Raw genomic sequence first — 15,820 nt, forward strand, 5'->3', positions numbered from 1 at the left:
TCTGTTTAGCCCATACCAATTGGGGAATAAAAAAAGCAGACTACTATTTTCAATAGGAGGATTTTATAGGGAGAAAGATCATCAAGTAAACGAAGAGAGTAAAAATAAACAATTAGAGACATTCCGCGCACATGACTATAAACATTTCATGACAACAAATCAAGGATTGAAAGTTTCAGAAGATGAACATTCACTAAAAGCGGGAACACGCGGCCCAACGCTGATGGAAGACTTCCACTTTCGAGAGAAAATGACGCACTTTGACCACGAACGGATTCCAGAGCGGGTAGTTCACGCACGGGGCTTTGCAGCTCATGGTGAATTCGAAGTGTATGAGTCCGTGAAGAAATATACAAAAGCTGGGTTTTTACAGGAGCCGGGCATCAAAACTCCTGTATTTACCAGATTCTCTAGTGTAGCAGGGAGTAAAGGTTCTCCCGAAACCGTACGTGACGCAAGAAGGGAACTATGATTTAGTCGGAAATAATATACCGGTATTCTTTATTCAAGATGCTATTAAATTTCCTGACCTAATACATGCTGTGAAGCCTGAACCACACAACGAAATGCCACAGGCTGCTTCTGCACATGATACATTTTGGGATTTTGTTGCTAACAATCGAGAATCTGCTCATATGGTCATGTGGCAAATGTCCGACCGCGCTATTCCACGCAGTTTCCGCATGATGGAAGGCTTCGGCGTACACACGTATCGCTTTGTAAACGATCAGGGTGAAGCGCACTTTGTGAAATTTCATTGGAAACCAAAGCTCGGTGCCCACTCCCTAGTGTGGGATGAAGCGCAGAAGATTAACGGTAAAGATCCTGACTTCCATCGTCGTGATTTATGGGAATCAATTGGAAATGGAAACTTCGTGGAATTTGAACTTGGCGTACAATTACTAGAGGAAAAAGATGAATTTACATTTGATTTTGACATTCTAGACCCTACTAAGCTATGGCCTGAAGAAGATATTCCGGTGAAGATCATTGGGAAAATAACTTTAAATCGCAACGTAGACAATGTATTTGCAGAAATGGAGCAAGTTGCATTCCACCCGGGCAGCGTCGTACCAGGAATTGATTTCTCGAATGATCCATTGCTACAAGGAAGATTATTCTCTTATACAGATACACAGTTATTTCGTTTAGGCAGACCATTAACGTTGGACAGACTCATTATCATAGCAATAAACCCGACACGACTTCAGAGGAGAATGGCGGTTACGTACATAACCAAGAGAAGGTAGAGGGACGCAAAATACAAGCCCGCAGTGGTTCGTTTACAGATCACTTCTCACAGGCGCGTCTATTCTGGAACAGTATGTCTGACGCAGAGAAAGAGCATATTATTGCAGTGTTTAGCTTGGAAATTGGTAAAGTGAAGGATATGAACGTGAGAAAACAAGCAGTCGATATGTTTGCGAATGTCGATATGAATATGGCAACTCAAGTTGCAGACGCGGTCGGTGTTGAAGCCCCAACAGACGTTACGCAGTCCACTGAATCTAAGTCTTCCCCTGCTCTTAGTCAGGAAAATACGGCAAAAGTGCCCGATATGCGTACAGTAGCCGTGTTGATCGCAGACCAGTTTGACGACGATGCACTTGAGCCATTCTTGAAGGCTTCATTGGATGCAGGTATGACGGTTAATATTGTGAGCGAGAAGTTCGGCAAGCTAACGGGTAAGAATGGGGCTACAATTGATGCAGACGAAACATTGTTGACAGTTCACTCCGTCTTATACGATGCGCTGTATGTTGTAGGCGGACAAGCAAAGCAACAACAGAAGTTCGATGCAGATGTCGCTGATTTCGTCAATGAAGCGTATATGCATTTAAAACCAATTGGCTCTGCTCCAGCCGCTAAAGGGTTGATGGAGAAAACTAAAGTAAAACCAGGACCTGGCATTTTGACGGACTTGACGGTTTCAGGCGAAGGCACGCAGTGGGTAGAGGCTGTTGCACACCACCGCTTCTGGGATCGTACGATTTATGCATGATCAAACCAAGGCTGTTGCAAGAAGAGTTACTTCTTGCAACAGCCTTTTTATTGGATTTCATTGTGTTAATGATTACTAAACATGTGTACATGGATAGTGAATTGGTGAATACAAAGGATTGGAGTTCACTTAATTTCAAGTGTACATCTATATAAAGTTGTATAGTACTCTAATTTTACTGTGCGACACTACGGATACTTTTATTAATATAAGCATAGTTTTGTAATGGGAATCTCCATCCCAACATCGCTGCCAGCTGATCTAATTCTTCTCCAATATCCCGATAAACTTCGAGGCCGCTGGTGATAGTGATACACCTTTTAAATAGCACACGCCGATGCTGCGCTTAGGTATGGGTTTCAAAAACTCTACTTCCCGTAGCATGCCACGTTCCAAGTACTCTTCTGAAAACTCCTTGACCACACACGCAATGCCCAAATTGATTTGGGCAAATTCCAGTAACAACTCATGAGAACCCAATTCAAATTCAGGGTAAATTTTTACGCCTTCCTTCAATAGAAAGTCTTCCACATACTGACGGGAATTGGATTTCGACTCCAATAAAATTAGTGGTAACCTTGCAAGCTCTTGCAGAGGCACAGGTTTCAAGAAAAGCTTTCGGAACCGTTCACCGTATACGAAAGTGTCTTGTACGTGAAAACACGCACGCTTCTCCAACGAATCATCCTCAATGGGAAAGTTACAAATAGCAATATCCACTTCGCCTGATTTCAGCGCAGCGATTAGCTCTAAAGTTGTGCCATTTGTAATTTTGAATCGGATGCCCGGAAAACTTGTATGGAAAGCTTCCAGGTAAGGTAGCAGATAATAACGGGAAATCGTATCCCCTACCCCTATTTTCAATTCACCTGATGATAGATTCTTCAACTCCTGTAACTTTTCATTGCCTGCCTCGATTAAATTCAGTGCCGAATTGGCATACTCGTATAGCAAGGAGCCTTCATCGGTCAATGTCACCCCTTTGGATGTACGATTAAACAGACGTGTGTCCAAAGCTCCTTCCAACTGCGATATTATTTGACTAACGGCAGGCTGTGTCATAAATAAACTTCGAGCGGCTTTTGAGAAACTTTCATTATGAACAACTGTTTGGAAGACTTTATACCACTCTAAGTTGATTGACATATAACCCCTCCTTATATCCCCTATTAAGTATATTAATTTTACTTATACCATAAATGAACGTTATAATACAAAGAAGAGTGATCAAATTGAGTTTCACTAAGGAGCGATTGTTTTGGGAAGAGTTGTAGGAACGGTTGTTAGAGGATTACGTTGCCCGATTATAAATGAAGGTGACAATATTGATCAAATCGTAGTAGATAGTGTATTAGAAGCTTCAGAAAAAGAGAATATTACATTTCAAGATAAAGATATCGTATCCATCACGGAATCCATTGTAGCGCGTGCACAGGGAAATTATGCAACAATTGATGATATCGCAAAAGATATCGAAGCGAAATTCGGTGATGATACAATCGGTGTCATTTTCCCTATTCTTAGTCGTAACCGTTTTGGAAACTGCTTACGCGGTGTCGCAAAAGGCGCGAAGAAAATCGTTTTAATGCTTAGCTATCCTTCCGATGAGGTCGGTAACCACTTAGTTGAACTGGATCGTCTAGATGAAAAGGGAGTGAACCCTTGGACGGATGTATTGACGGAAGATGAGTTCCGCGAACACTTCGGCGAGAACAAACATCCATTTACAGGCGTTGACTATATCGAATATTATAAATCGTTAATGGATGAGTTCGGTGTAGAACATGAGGTCATTTTCTCCAATAATGCGAGAACGATTTTAGATTATACAAAGACTGTATTAACTTGTGATATCCATACACGTTTTAGAACAAAACGTATTTTGAAAGCTAACGGTGCCGAAAAAGTTTATGGCTTGGATGATATCTTGGCTACTTCTATCGATGGCAGTGGCTATAACGAACAGTTCGGCTTACTTGGCGCAAACAAAGCACAAGAAGACAGCATCAAACTGTTTCCTCATAGCTGTCAGCCTATAGTAGATAACATTCAAGACATGTTAAAAAAAGAAACAGGCAAACATATCGAAGTAATGATTTACGGAGATGGCGCGTTCAAAGATCCTGTAGGTAAGATTTGGGAACTGGCTGACCCAGTCGTGTCCCCCGCTTATACAGATGGACTTGACGGCATTCCAAATGAGGTAAAACTAAAATACTTAGCTGATAATGATTTCTCTGAATTACGCGGAGAGGAATTAAAGAAAGCTGTGTCCGATTTTATTGAGAATAAAGATACTAATTTAATGGGATCCATGGCTTCACAAGGAACAACTCCTCGTAAACTAACGGATTTAATCGGTTCATTATCCGATCTGACTTCAGGTAGTGGTGACAAAGGTACACCTATTGTCTTTATCCAAGGATACTTCGATAACTTCACAAACTAAGAACAAACACCTGTGAGAATACTCACAGGTGTTTCTATTTATCGTTTACGTAATATAAAAACCTTCTTTCTATAGTGTATCTGATGAGGCTAACCACCTAAAGAACTGTGAAGAAGTAAAAGAAAGCCGCAACTATATAGCAAAATCGGAATGGAATAGCATCGGGATCTCCGTCAGTATGGAAATTACGAGTTTCCACAGAGCCAACCAATCGAGCCAGATTTACGACAGAGTCGACCAGACCTCCTATACTTCCAAACGTAACGGTCGAAATTGTTTAACACACATATGAAAAGACACTACAGACGGAATAGTAGTGTCTTTTTGCATAGTTTATCAATCTTGTTCTACGATAGGACGTTGGCGCGTCCGACTGAATAACATGAAAAGGCCGAGCGCGATTAGCACTATAACCATGAGAACCAAATACAGTTGCTGATAGCCGATGATCGGTACCAGTAAACCAAGTACATACGGACCAAACCCAAAACCAAAGTCTAAGAAAATAAAGAACGTTGACGTAGCAACACCTAAGCGCTCGGGCTTCACGCCTTGCAACGCAATTGCTTGGGCGCATGATTGGAAGTTACCAAACCCAAGTCCAAGAACACCACCCGCAAGAAGTAACATCCACCCTGCATTTGCTCCACTTAATAGTAATAATCCACCTGCAAATAATATTAATGAAGGATAAACGACAAATTTATTACCCTTTACATCCAATAATTTTCCGGTATACGGTCTCGAAATCAGTACTGCAATAGCGTATACTAAAAAGAAAAAGCTGGCTGCACTAACTAAGTTGATTTCCTCAGCATAAAACGAAATAAATGAGAGCACGCCAGAATACGCAATAGCTGCTAACAATGTCACAAACGCAATCGGTAACGCCTGTACTTCCAATAAACCGTGAAGCTCGAATTTCTTTGTTGCCGTCTGTACATTTTTTTTAGGCATGGCCGTGGGCGCTTTCTCAACAAAAAAGAACATGGCCGCACAACTAATACTAAGTACTAGACAAAACATAAAGAGTATATTGAAATGATAGTGCTGGCTTAAGAAAATACCGAAAAACGGTCCAACCGCTGTAGCGAGAACTGTACTCAAACTAAAATATCCAATGCCTTCACCTCTACGTGAAGGTGGAAGCATTTGAGCTACCATTGTTCCTGTCGCGGTAGAAGAAATGCCAAGTCCAACACCATGGAAGAACCGGTTCGCCATTAATAACGGCAAATTTACTGCAGCAAAATAGAAGACGGATGCCAATACAGTAACCAACAATCCAATTAATAGAATATTCCGGCTACCGGCCTTTTCTATTAACCCACCTACAGCAAGGCGTGCAATTAATGTCCCAATGATGAAAATCCCGGACACAAGACCTGCAACACTTGTTGATACGTTATACTCCTTCACTGCATAAGGCGCAATCGTCACTATAAGTAAATACATAACTAACATCAAAAAGAAGTTGATGACTGAAGTAACGATAAAATCCTTTGTCCAAATCTTTTTATTATCCATTTAACCACTCTCTCATATATGAAGATTTTTACTTGCTAGTTTTAACACACGAATACCTGCTTCTAAATCTTCTTTTGTAGCACCTTCAAGTAAGTTTTCATAAAACACTTCCAAGTCAGCCATTACTTTCACTACTGTCGCTTGTCCCTGCTCGGTCAAGCCTATCCATTTCTCCCTGCGATCTACCCCTGGCCGAATGCTGACTAAATTCATTTCCAACAAGCGTTGCACAATTTTGGTGACGCTCGGCTTTTCCACTTGCTTACGCATAGCAATCTCTGCCGATGTCATTTCACCATCTATCCATAACAGCTTCAGTATTCCCCATTGTGAGTGGAATAATCGATACGGTGCTAGCAAATTATTTAATTGATTTAACAATGGACGATAGAGTTGAACATATTCCGGAAAAAATTGTTGTTTTTGTTCCATAAATTTACACCCCTAATTCATTTGGTTAGTCTGGCTAACTATTTATTTTATTTTAAACCTTTTTTTGTGGAAAGTAAAGCAATAGCAAGGTACTTATCGCAACCTATTTACACGGATGTGATATGATAATTTATATTCTCTCACCGTAGTTCGATAGATGTGGGAATGAGTAACGAACAGGAGAGTGATCCTCATTTGGAATAAGTATAAGAACACACCTTTTGTCGCTAAAATTACGATTGGATTCATTGCGGGCACCTTACTTGGAATCTTTTTTAACGAATACACTACTTTTTTGAAACCATTCGGAACATTGTTATTGAACTTACTCAGTTTGATTGCCATTCCTGTCATCTTCCTGACAGTTGTATTAGCTGTTAATCAAATGAACTTAGCCCAACTCGGTAAAATGGGCGGTAAGCTAATTCTCTATTATACGGCAACCACAGCCGCCGCTGTATTAATTGGGCTCTCGTTGGCTATATGGCTCAAACCCGGTAGACATTTGACTTTACCTACTGACGCAGTGGTAGAACCTCCCCATGCACCTGGATTCTCAGAAATCTTACTGCAAATTGTACCAAAGAATATCTTCGAAGCTTTTACGTCTGGAGATTTGATGGCTATTTTATTCGTTGCAATCATCATCGGCATGGCCATGTCTTCCATGAAGTTTTCTTCTGATACGAAACTCGTTGAGATGGGTAATTTTCTTGATCGTTTCTTTAACGCTTTGAATACGATGTTTTATAAAATTCTTGAAGGTGTTTTGTTATATGCACCTATAGGTGTTTTTGCGATCAGTGCCACCGCTTTTGGTGAGCAAGGATGGGAAACATTACTTGGATTGTTATCATTCGTCGGTGTTTTCTATCTTGGTGTTTTAATTCTCTGGTTATTTGTCTACAGTGGGTTCTTGAAATTCTTTGGAAATCCAGTATTACCTTTTTATCGAAATACGAAAGATGCCTATACAACCGCATTTTTCACTTCTAGTAGTATCGCTACGTTACCTATTGCAATTGAATCTGCAAAAAAGGCGGGCGTCTCCGAGAATACAGCGAACTTTGCTTTACCACTCGGCGCAGTTTTCAATTCTGATGGCGGTGCATTGCGTATGGGCATTTCGCTAGTCTTCGCAGCGAATATCACGAACTTGAACTTATCCGCCGTAGACTTTATCGTTATCATCGCAATTGGAACTTTGCTTTCCATTGGAACGGCGGGTGTTCCCGCTGCCGGATTAGTTACGTTATCTGCAGTACTTACTATGTTCGGATTACCTTTGGAGATTGTCGCTCTGATTGCCGGAGTAGATGCATTAATTGGCATGGCGGGTACTGCTTCCAATGTCATGGGGGATATTGTGGGTGCCGCTGTGGTGGATAAGAAAGCGCCACGTAAGAAGTTTGCGTAAACTACATCATTGAACGACGTTTGACTAGAATCTAATCCTGAAACTGAACAAAATCAAATAGGCTGAGACAAAACTCAATAAAATGAAAAAACCGCGTAAATCCAAGTTAAAAGAATCTTGGTTTACGCGGTTTTAATTTTGCCTTTTTTGTTAATTGCACTAGATTTTCTACTTATGCCCCAGTTTTTTCATTATTCACCTTATTATTGTGCAATAGCCTCCATAGAATAAACAATCATCTTTGCGGCATGCGCTCGCGTTGTGGAATCGTTCGGCATGAATTTGCCATTGTCCCCTGTTGCTATATCCATTTGGTAAAGACCTGCTATTGCCCACTGCGTGTCTTTTGAGAACTTCTTAATATCGGTAAACGGTGCTGCTACCGTTGGCGTAAATGGCTTTCCTGTTACTACTTCATACGTTCGACTCAGCACTAATGCTAACTGCGCACGAGTGATCGGCTTGTTTGGCATGAAGTGACCGTTCACTCCACTCACTAAACCATGGTCATAAGCGGCTTGTATATCCATCTTAGTGCTGTCTGCGTAGTATGCTAAATCAGTAAATGCCCATTTTGTGCTTGTAGGCTTTAAATCCAATGCGCGAACGATGATTGACATAGCTTGTGCACGTGTCAGTGATGTGTCGGGTCGGAAAGTCTGATCTGCATAGCCACTAACAATACCTTTCATTGCCGCCACTTCAATTACATCTTTAGCCCAGTGATTTGCAATATCTGTAAACACCACGGTTGGTTCAACTGGTTGTTTATCTATTGTGTATTTAGTATTCAAGTGCTGTATGCTCTTTTGGCCATTCTGATTAACGGCTTGAACAGAGAAATGATACTCTTTATTCGGCTCAAGATCTGTAATTTCATATGATAAGACGGGCGACATCACTTCGCCTACTATTTTATCGCCAATAAAGACTTGATACGTTGAGATCATTCCCGTATCAATGACTGGTTTCCAGTTGAGTTCCACTGTTGTCGCATCTTTGGCTGTAACGGTAAGCGCATCTTTAGCAAACCATGTATAGTTCTCCATCAATGATTTGTGGAAAGCCTCCATGATTACTTTGTAGCCTGCTTGACTTAAATGGATATTTTCAGGATTAGGTAAGTACGTATATGGATCTTCAGCAATTTTCTTTGATGTGTCCACAAACTGCGCTGTAGTGCCTGTCACGCCACTTTTAATACCATCATTTAACATTACGACAAGCTGATTTACCAATGGTTGATTCTGTGGGCTCAAGTAAGGAAATGGGTTGTAATAGCCCATCACATATACTTGCGCATTCGGATTTAGTTGATAAATTTTAGCTAAGATTTTTTGCGTATTGATTCCGACTTTCATGATCGCCGCCTGTATTTCTTCCGAGTTGAACTGCGGTACACCTTTGTCATCAAACGTAATTTTCGGCAATACATCATTTGCACCGATCGTTAACGTAATGAGCTGTGCTTCTTTTACAGATTGATGGAGAGTCGCTGTTTTGTCGGAATGTCCGATCCCTACGACCGGCTTCGTGACGTCCATCTCCAAATCTCTCAAAACATCCTCTGTTTTATAGCCGGGGTACGAAAATCCTTTATTGCTCGCTTGCAATACTTCACTGTTAGCCAGTTCCTCTGCTAAAAGGTCTGTATAGCCTTTACCTAACTCATTATTCGGTGTGACACCGGCCGCTAATGAATCCCCTAGCGCTAAATAATTAAGAGGAGAGATCCACGTAGGCGCTTTTTCAGGCTCCGCAGCAAATGCTTGTAATGGCATGACAGCAATTTGCAATACTAAGGCAAATGCCATTACAACATAGCTAATCGACTTTTTGGTCATTATACATACCACCTTCCATTTTCGAACTATTGTAAATTTAATAATAATTGCTAGCTTACCAGTTTGTCAAATTTTAGTTCGGACATCCCAGAGTTCTGGAAAGAAGCGATGATCTAGTACAGACTTTAGATAGTGAACACCCGAAGAGCCGCCTGTGCCTTGCTTAAAACCGATAATTCGCTCCACTGTTTTCATGTGCCTAAAGCGCCATTGCTGATGGCTGTCTTCGATATCAACTAGCTTTTCCGCTAGTTGATATAAGTCCCAGTAACGATCAACATCGCGATAGACTTCAAGCCATGCAGCCGCTACACTCGGATCTCCTTTATACGTAACTGAAAAATCACGAGTTAGTAAGTCTGCATGGATGTCAAAGCCTGCACGTGCTAAAGCTTGAATAGCTACATCGTAAATTCCCGGTGCTTCATACGCTTTCGCCAATCTCTCTGATAGCTCGGTGTCCTTTTCATAGATTTTTATAATTTGTGGTTGCTTATAACCTAAAGCAAACTCGATCAATCGATTTTGATAGGATTGGAATCCCGAGGCCTTTCCTAAACTGTCTCGAAACTCCATGTACTCAGCAGGCGTCAACGTAGCCAAAACATCCCACGCCTGAATGATTTGAGTTTGAATCTTTGAGACGCGAGCTAGCATTTTGAACGCTTCGGGTAATTCATCTTGCTGAATCAATTCAATCGCTGTCTCTAACTCATGTAAAATTAGTTTCATCCATAATTCATTTACCTGATGAATGATGATGAAAAGCATTTCGTCATGATGTCCTGATAGACGCTTTTGACTCGATAGCACCTGATCTAAATGCAGGTATTCACCATACGTCATTGAAGCCCGGAAATCGGTATGAATTCCCTTTTCGTTCATGACGGTAGCCTCCTAACGACCGCACGCACAGGACTTCCATCCGCATCTTCCAATGCTAAAGGCAATGCAATCAACTCATAACTTCCCTCTTCTAATGAATGCAATACTAAATTCTCGATGATGATCACATCATTGCGATATAGCGAATGGTGGCCAAGTAGATCTTTGCTAGTCTCCGAGTCAACAGATGGTGTATCTACGCCGATTAGACGTACCCCCCGCTCTTTCAATAGCGGCCCGACATCTTCACCGATGACAGTGAAGTTCTCAGGAAACTTCGTCGGTGTTGGATGACTTCCCGTTTTCAGTAAAAGTCGTTCTGCACCGTCAAAATCAAATGGCTCCAAATCTGCCCTTGTCACACAACTAATTCCTGTCACGTCTATCAAACGAGCCTTGCCAATATATAAATCCACTGGCAACTCCAAAATTTTCAATCCATCATTATCATAATGGAAAGGCGCGTCCGTATGCGTACCAATATGCGTACTCATTGTTAATTTGCCGATATTGACGGAACCGGACTGCTCTTTTGATACGGCTACTTCATAGGTAAACGGTGTATCTCCAGGCCACTCTGCAATACGCTGATTTAATGGCTGTGTAATATCAATCCATTGACTCGTCATGCTACCACCCCGCGTTCATTCGGATAGTGTTTATAGACATCTTCTTGCATAATCTTTTTGAGGATTTGCACCGTTTGCCAGACATCTTCAAATGAATTATACAATGCAACAGGCGCTAACCGAATTCCATCAGGTGCACGGAAGTCTGGAATAACACCTTGCGCTTTCAATGCTTGACATATTCTAGCGGCTTCGTTGTGCTGCAGTAATACGTGTCCTCCACGCGAATCGTCTAGTGGATTCCCAATACCGAACGAATACTCGCCTAGTTCAGCCTCTATACAACTCAACATAAAGCTCGTCAGATTCAATGACTTCTCACGGATTCCCTCCATTCCAAGCTCCTCGAACATTTCGAGTGAACCGAGTAGCGGAGCCAGGCTCAATATATGCGGCGTGCCGATTTGGTATGCACCCGCATCGGTTGCAGGTGTCATCGTATGATTCATATCAAATTGCTTGGACTTATCGGAGCCGAACCATCCTGCAAGACCTGCTTCTTTACTGAAATGTCGTTCATTGACGAATAAACCACCAACCGATCCAGGTCCGCCATTCAAGTGTTTATATGTACACCAAAAAGCAAAATCTACATCCCATTCATGAAGGGCATGTGTCACGGATCCAACCGAATGCGATAAATCGAAGCCAATTATAATATCTCTTTCCCTCGCCGCTTGCGTAATCGTTTTCATTTCTAGCACCTGACCACTACGGTATAAAACGGACGGCAATACAATCAACGCCACTTCATCCGTCATTGCCTCTATGATTCGATTTTCATCCAGCGTAAGTCCATCGTCACTTTTCACACGAATCAGATGCTCTTCAGGATCAAGTCCTCGGACACGAATTTGACTTTGCAATGCATAAATATCCGATGGGAAATTCAATTCATCCGCTAGTATTTTCGTTCGTTTCCCCGAGGGTCGATAAAATGTGGAGATCATTTGATGCAGATTCGTCGTAGTAGAACCTGTCGCGATCACTTCAGACTTCTTACCGCCAACTAGTGGTGCCATTCTTCCCCCTATTTGTTCTGCCATGTAATACCATGGATGCATACCTTCCGTCCAACCATCAATTGCAAGAGTTTTCCATGTGTCTAGCAGTTCAAACAACTTCTTTTCTGCACGCTTTGATAATAGTCCAAGTGAATTCCCATCCATATAGATTTTCTCCTGCGGTAAATAAAATTCCTCCCTGTAAGGCGCAAGTGCGTCTTGCTGATCTAGTACTTTTGCATACTCAAGTGTATTGGAGCTCATATACATTCTCCTTTCTATCTATACATAAATAATACCATATTGGCATTCAATGTCTTCTAAACGACGGTATGCTCCTTCTGAACTTCTATGCTAGACTTTATAAAAAAGGAGGTTTAGCCTATGGAAAAGTTTACAGAACAAGCTGTCGCAATCATTCAAGCAATTCCGCCAGGTCGTGTGATGACCTATGGGCAAGTAGCCGCAGAAGCAGGTAACCCTCGCGGTGCCAGACAAATTTCACGCATTTTACATTCGATGAGCGCTAAATATGAGTTACCTTGGCATCGCATCATTAATGCACAAGGTGGAATCTCCACTCCCGAAAACGCAGAAGGCAAAGGCGAGACACAACGCGAGCGATTGCTTGCAGAAGGTGTCCAATTCAATGCAAACGGTCGCGTCTCACTCGATACGTATCGCTGGCATCCAGACTAAATGGAAGGATGTCGGAGGGGTATGGAGATTGAGCGGTTAAGATGTTGGTATGAGCTGATTGAATGAGTTGATTGAGCGCTCGCGGGGAGGGATAGAGCGATTGCTGGGTCGCATTGAGCGGTTAGGGCGTCGCTATGAGCGCTTGAACAAGCCGATTGAGCGCTCGCGAGGAGGGATAGAGCGATAGCTGGGTCGCATTGAGCGGTTAGGGCGTCGCTATGAGCGCTTGAACAAGCCGATTGAGCGCTCGCGGGGAGGGATAGAGCGATTGCTGGGATGCATTGAGCGGTTAGGGCGTCACATTGAGCGCTCGAACAAGCCGATTGAGCGCTCGCGAGGAGGGATAGAGCGATTGTTGGGATGCATTGAGCGGTTAGGACCTCGCTATGAGCGCTCGAACTAGCCAATAGAGCGCTCACGGGGAGGGATAGAGCGATTGCTGGGATGCATTGAGCGGTTAGGGCGTCACATTGAGCGCTCGAACTAGCCAATAGAGCGCTCGCGAGGAGAAATAGAGCGATTGATCGACCGCATTGAGCGGTTAGGAATGAACTATGATCACTTACACAAATTAATGAGCGCTTACGCTAACTAATTTCCACTTATATCAACATAGAAAAACGCTTGGCATCTGATATGCCAAGCGTTTTCGCTATCTATACTTGTAATAAACTCAAAAACTTCTTCGTCCGCTCATGCTTTGGATGGTTGAAGATCTCAGCCGGTGCACCACGTTCTACAATGACACCGTCATCGATAAAGATTACTTCATCGGCGACTTCCTTAGCAAACCTCATTTCATGCGTTACGACAGCCATCGTCATCCCTTCATGTGCTAGATCCTTCATAACACGAAGTACTTCACCGACAAGCTCAGGGTCAAGAGCGGATGTCGGCTCATCGAACAACATGACTTTCGGGTCCATCGCAAGTGCTCGCGCAATCGCGACACGTTGTTGCTGACCACCTGAAAGTTGGAAGGGGTGCTTGTCCTTATGATCAGCCAGTCCTACTTTATCTAGTAGCAGTTCTGCCTTTTTCACTGCTTCCTTATGTGACAGTCCTTTGACCGTAGTGAGTCCTTCTGTCACATTGTCTGTCGTTGTCAGGTGCGGGAACAAGTTATAGCTCTGAAATACCATTCCTGTCAATCGACGAAATGCACTGATAGCTTTTTTCGAGACCGATGTATTAAAGTCTAGCGTCTGCTCATCTATAGACAGCACACCGCCATTCGGTGTTTCGAGTACATTTAGGCAACGTAGCAGCGTAGATTTACCAGAACCTGATGGACCGATGATCACGACCACTTTTCCCTGCTCGATTTCTAAGTCTACATTTTTTATCACTTCTTGCGATCCAAAAGACTTTTTCAGTCCTTGTATAGAAATCATGATAACCCTCCTGACTTACCGACTACGCGATCCAGGCGTTTTTCAATTCTACCTTGGAAGATCGATAAGATGAAACAAATCACCCAATACACTAGAGCGGCCATTATATAGACGAATAAAAACTCATAGTTCATAGAGGCAATTTCTTGCGCTCGCCTAAATGTCTCTGCTACCAAAATTGTCGCAGCAAGGGACGTATCTTTCACTAGTCCAATAAAGGAATTCGAGAGCGGCGGTACGGAAACCCTAGCAGCTTGCGGCAGAACAATCTTCCGCAATGCCTGCGAGTAATTCATGCCAATAGAATATGCCGCTTCCCACTGTCCTTTAGGAATGGAGAGAATAGCTGCACGAATAATTTCCGAAGCATACGCACCGACATTCAAGGAAAATCCTATGATGGCTGACGGGAACGGATCAATCGTGACACCAATGGTCGGCAACCCATAGAATATAATAAATAATTGTACAAGCAAAGGCGTTCCACGAATGATCGATACATACACCCGTGCAATTGCTCGCAAGATTTTACTAGATGAAATTCTCGCTAATGCAGTAAAGATTGCAATGATCAATCCAATACTAAATGCAATGATTGCTAAGGGGATCGTATACTTGATAGCCCCTTCAATCAATGGCCCGATGGATGTTGATGCGATTTCTTGGAATCTTTGTATCCGTTCGGGACTTAATGCGACCATATTAAGATACATCTTCGCCGAACCATTTTTCGGAGATCTTCTTCAATGTACCATCTTCACGCATCGCATCTAACGCTTTGTTTACTTCTTCTATTAAGTCTTCATTGCCTTGTCTGAATAAAAAGGCACTCTCCGATTGATTGTCTTCAGAGATTTCTTCTTCTTCAACTACTTTAATAGGTGCATCAGGTTTTTGCTTCAAGTAATCAAGTGCGGAAAGTTTATCATTATACGTACCATCTACTCGTTTTGAAATGACTAAATCGACGCCTTGGTTAAATCCGTCGATTTTTATAATTTCTGCACCATTCGCCTTCGCTAGTTCCCCATAGTTACTTGTCAAAGTCTGCGCAGCTTTCTTTCCTTCCATTTCATCAAATGCAATATCCGCATCTTCACGAACAACCAAGACAGAGTTCGAATGCGTATACGCCTGAGAGAACTCATACTTTGCTTTACGTTCTTCGTTAATACCGACCTGATTGGCAATCATGTCAAATCGTTTCGCATCTAACCCTGCGAAAACAGCATCCCACTGTGTTTCAAAAAACTTTGCTTCCACACCCAAACGTTTGGCAACTTCCTGAGTAACTTCCACATCATAGCCTGTCAGCTTCCCCGATTCATCATGAAATGAAAATGGTGCGTATGTTCCTTCTGTTCCTACATTGAGCACACCATTTGCGAGTACTTCTTCTAGCAGACTGTCTTGCTCTGCTGGTTTTTCAGCGGAGTCGTTGGGCTTACTTTCTTCTTTACCACCACAGGCAGCTAAAACAACGGCCAATAATACGATCATAAATGGTGTAAGTACTTTCTTCATCTATAAAACCCCAC

Annotated in this window: 13 protein-coding genes and 1 pseudogene; 4 read left to right on the forward strand and 10 right to left on the reverse strand. The window is 42.4% G+C overall.

The annotated features are described in order from the left end of the window. Window positions 1-52: 52 nt before the first annotated feature. Window positions 53-2,002, forward strand: a pseudogene (locus tag SporoP17a_RS08855) (catalase). 261 nt (window positions 2,003-2,263) lie between these two features. On the opposite strand, the gene SporoP17a_RS08860 reads toward SporoP17a_RS08855, so the two are convergent. Then, window positions 2,264-3,148 carry a LysR family transcriptional regulator gene (locus SporoP17a_RS08860; RefSeq protein ID WP_083034319.1) on the reverse strand — a complete coding sequence of 295 codons (885 nt, stop codon included), beginning with the start codon at window positions 3,146-3,148 and terminating at the stop codon, window positions 2,264-2,266. Window positions 3,149-3,260: 112 nt separating this feature from the next. Here SporoP17a_RS08860 and SporoP17a_RS08865 point away from each other — a divergent pair, with 112 nt between their 5' ends. Further along, a complete protein-coding gene (locus tag SporoP17a_RS08865) occupies window positions 3,261-4,451 on the forward strand; it encodes a coenzyme F420-0:L-glutamate ligase (RefSeq protein WP_083034320.1) in 1,191 nt (396 codons plus the stop codon). A 336-nt stretch (window positions 4,452-4,787) separates the two neighbouring features. On the opposite strand, the gene SporoP17a_RS08870 is transcribed toward SporoP17a_RS08865, so the two are convergent. Together SporoP17a_RS08870 and SporoP17a_RS08875 are read right to left on the reverse strand one after the other, a co-directional pair. Then, a complete protein-coding gene (locus SporoP17a_RS08870; RefSeq protein ID WP_083034321.1) occupies window positions 4,788-5,978 on the reverse strand; it encodes an MFS transporter in 1,191 nt (396 codons plus the stop codon). A gap of 12 nt (window positions 5,979-5,990) precedes the next feature. After that, window positions 5,991-6,410, reverse strand: coding sequence for a MarR family winged helix-turn-helix transcriptional regulator (locus SporoP17a_RS08875; RefSeq protein WP_083034322.1), 420 nt, complete (start codon window positions 6,408-6,410; stop codon window positions 5,991-5,993). 184 nt (window positions 6,411-6,594) lie between these two features. Here SporoP17a_RS08875 and SporoP17a_RS08880 point away from each other — a divergent pair, with 184 nt between their 5' ends. Next, window positions 6,595-7,827 (forward strand): dicarboxylate/amino acid:cation symporter, encoded by a 1,233-nt coding sequence (locus SporoP17a_RS08880; RefSeq protein WP_237262301.1) that lies wholly within the window; start codon window positions 6,595-6,597, stop codon window positions 7,825-7,827. A gap of 203 nt (window positions 7,828-8,030) precedes the next feature. On the opposite strand, the gene SporoP17a_RS08885 is transcribed toward SporoP17a_RS08880, so the two are convergent. The 4 genes from SporoP17a_RS08885 to kynU form a co-directional block, all read right to left on the reverse strand. Beyond that, window positions 8,031-9,671 carry an S-layer homology domain-containing protein gene (locus SporoP17a_RS08885; protein ID WP_083034323.1) on the reverse strand — a complete coding sequence of 547 codons (1,641 nt, stop codon included), beginning with the start codon at window positions 9,669-9,671 and terminating at the stop codon, window positions 8,031-8,033. 66 nt (window positions 9,672-9,737) lie between these two features. After that, window positions 9,738-10,556, reverse strand: a complete 819-nt coding sequence (gene kynA, locus SporoP17a_RS08890) for a tryptophan 2,3-dioxygenase (protein WP_083034324.1) — start codon at window positions 10,554-10,556, stop codon at window positions 9,738-9,740. Beyond that, window positions 10,553-11,185 carry an arylformamidase gene (gene kynB / locus SporoP17a_RS08895; protein WP_083034325.1) on the reverse strand — a complete coding sequence of 211 codons (633 nt, stop codon included), beginning with the start codon at window positions 11,183-11,185 and terminating at the stop codon, window positions 10,553-10,555. Before kynB ends, kynA begins: the two co-directional genes overlap by 4 nt. Then, window positions 11,182-12,453 (reverse strand): kynureninase, encoded by a 1,272-nt coding sequence (kynU, locus tag SporoP17a_RS08900; RefSeq protein WP_083034326.1) that lies wholly within the window; start codon window positions 12,451-12,453, stop codon window positions 11,182-11,184. Before kynU ends, kynB begins: the two co-directional genes overlap by 4 nt. 120 nt (window positions 12,454-12,573) lie before the next feature. On the opposite strand from kynU, the gene SporoP17a_RS08905 reads away from it, so the two are divergent. Then, window positions 12,574-12,888, forward strand: coding sequence for an MGMT family protein (locus SporoP17a_RS08905; protein ID WP_083034327.1), 315 nt, complete (start codon window positions 12,574-12,576; stop codon window positions 12,886-12,888). 656 nt (window positions 12,889-13,544) lie between these two features. Here the strand turns inward: SporoP17a_RS08905 and SporoP17a_RS08910 are convergent. From SporoP17a_RS08910 to SporoP17a_RS08920, 3 genes are read right to left on the reverse strand one after another with little or no spacing between them, the layout of a single operon-like run. After that, window positions 13,545-14,282 carry an amino acid ABC transporter ATP-binding protein gene (locus SporoP17a_RS08910; RefSeq protein ID WP_083034328.1) on the reverse strand — a complete coding sequence of 246 codons (738 nt, stop codon included), beginning with the start codon at window positions 14,280-14,282 and terminating at the stop codon, window positions 13,545-13,547. Further along, entirely contained in the window at window positions 14,279-14,995 is a 717-nt protein-coding gene (locus tag SporoP17a_RS08915) for an amino acid ABC transporter permease (RefSeq protein ID WP_083034329.1), read from the reverse strand. The genes SporoP17a_RS08910 and SporoP17a_RS08915 overlap by 4 nt, the downstream gene beginning before the upstream one ends. Further along, window positions 14,985-15,806: an amino acid ABC transporter substrate-binding protein gene (locus SporoP17a_RS08920; protein WP_083034330.1), complete on the reverse strand. Its 822-nt coding sequence runs from the start codon at window positions 15,804-15,806 to the stop codon at window positions 14,985-14,987. Before SporoP17a_RS08920 ends, SporoP17a_RS08915 begins: the two co-directional genes overlap by 11 nt. Window positions 15,807-15,820: the final 14 nt, after the last annotated feature.

The organism is Sporosarcina ureae (assembly GCF_002082015.1).
In the GTDB taxonomy this organism is placed as follows: Bacteria; Bacillota; Bacilli; order Bacillales_A; family Planococcaceae; genus Sporosarcina; species Sporosarcina ureae_A.

Coding starts and splice junctions, on each gene's coding strand:
- kynB (WP_083034325.1), bottom strand. CDS start 11,185: ATGACGAGTCAATGGATTGATATTACACAGCCATTAAATCAGCGTATT.
- SporoP17a_RS08910 (WP_083034328.1), bottom strand. CDS start 14,282: ATGATTTCTATACAAGGACTGAAAAAGTCTTTTGGATCGCAAGAAGTG.
- kynU (WP_083034326.1), bottom strand. CDS start 12,453: ATGAGCTCCAATACACTTGAGTATGCAAAAGTACTAGATCAGCAAGAC.
- SporoP17a_RS08915 (WP_083034329.1), bottom strand. CDS start 14,995: ATGTATCTTAATATGGTCGCATTAAGTCCCGAACGGATACAAAGATTC.
- SporoP17a_RS08905 (WP_083034327.1), top strand. CDS start 12,574: ATGGAAAAGTTTACAGAACAAGCTGTCGCAATCATTCAAGCAATTCCG.
- kynA (WP_083034324.1), bottom strand. CDS start 10,556: ATGAACGAAAAGGGAATTCATACCGATTTCCGGGCTTCAATGACGTAT.
- SporoP17a_RS08875 (WP_083034322.1), bottom strand. CDS start 6,410: ATGGAACAAAAACAACAATTTTTTCCGGAATATGTTCAACTCTATCGT.
- SporoP17a_RS08860 (WP_083034319.1), bottom strand. CDS start 3,148: ATGTCAATCAACTTAGAGTGGTATAAAGTCTTCCAAACAGTTGTTCAT.
- SporoP17a_RS08920 (WP_083034330.1), bottom strand. CDS start 15,806: ATGAAGAAAGTACTTACACCATTTATGATCGTATTATTGGCCGTTGTT.
- SporoP17a_RS08870 (WP_083034321.1), bottom strand. CDS start 5,978: ATGGATAATAAAAAGATTTGGACAAAGGATTTTATCGTTACTTCAGTC.
- SporoP17a_RS08885 (WP_083034323.1), bottom strand. CDS start 9,671: ATGACCAAAAAGTCGATTAGCTATGTTGTAATGGCATTTGCCTTAGTA.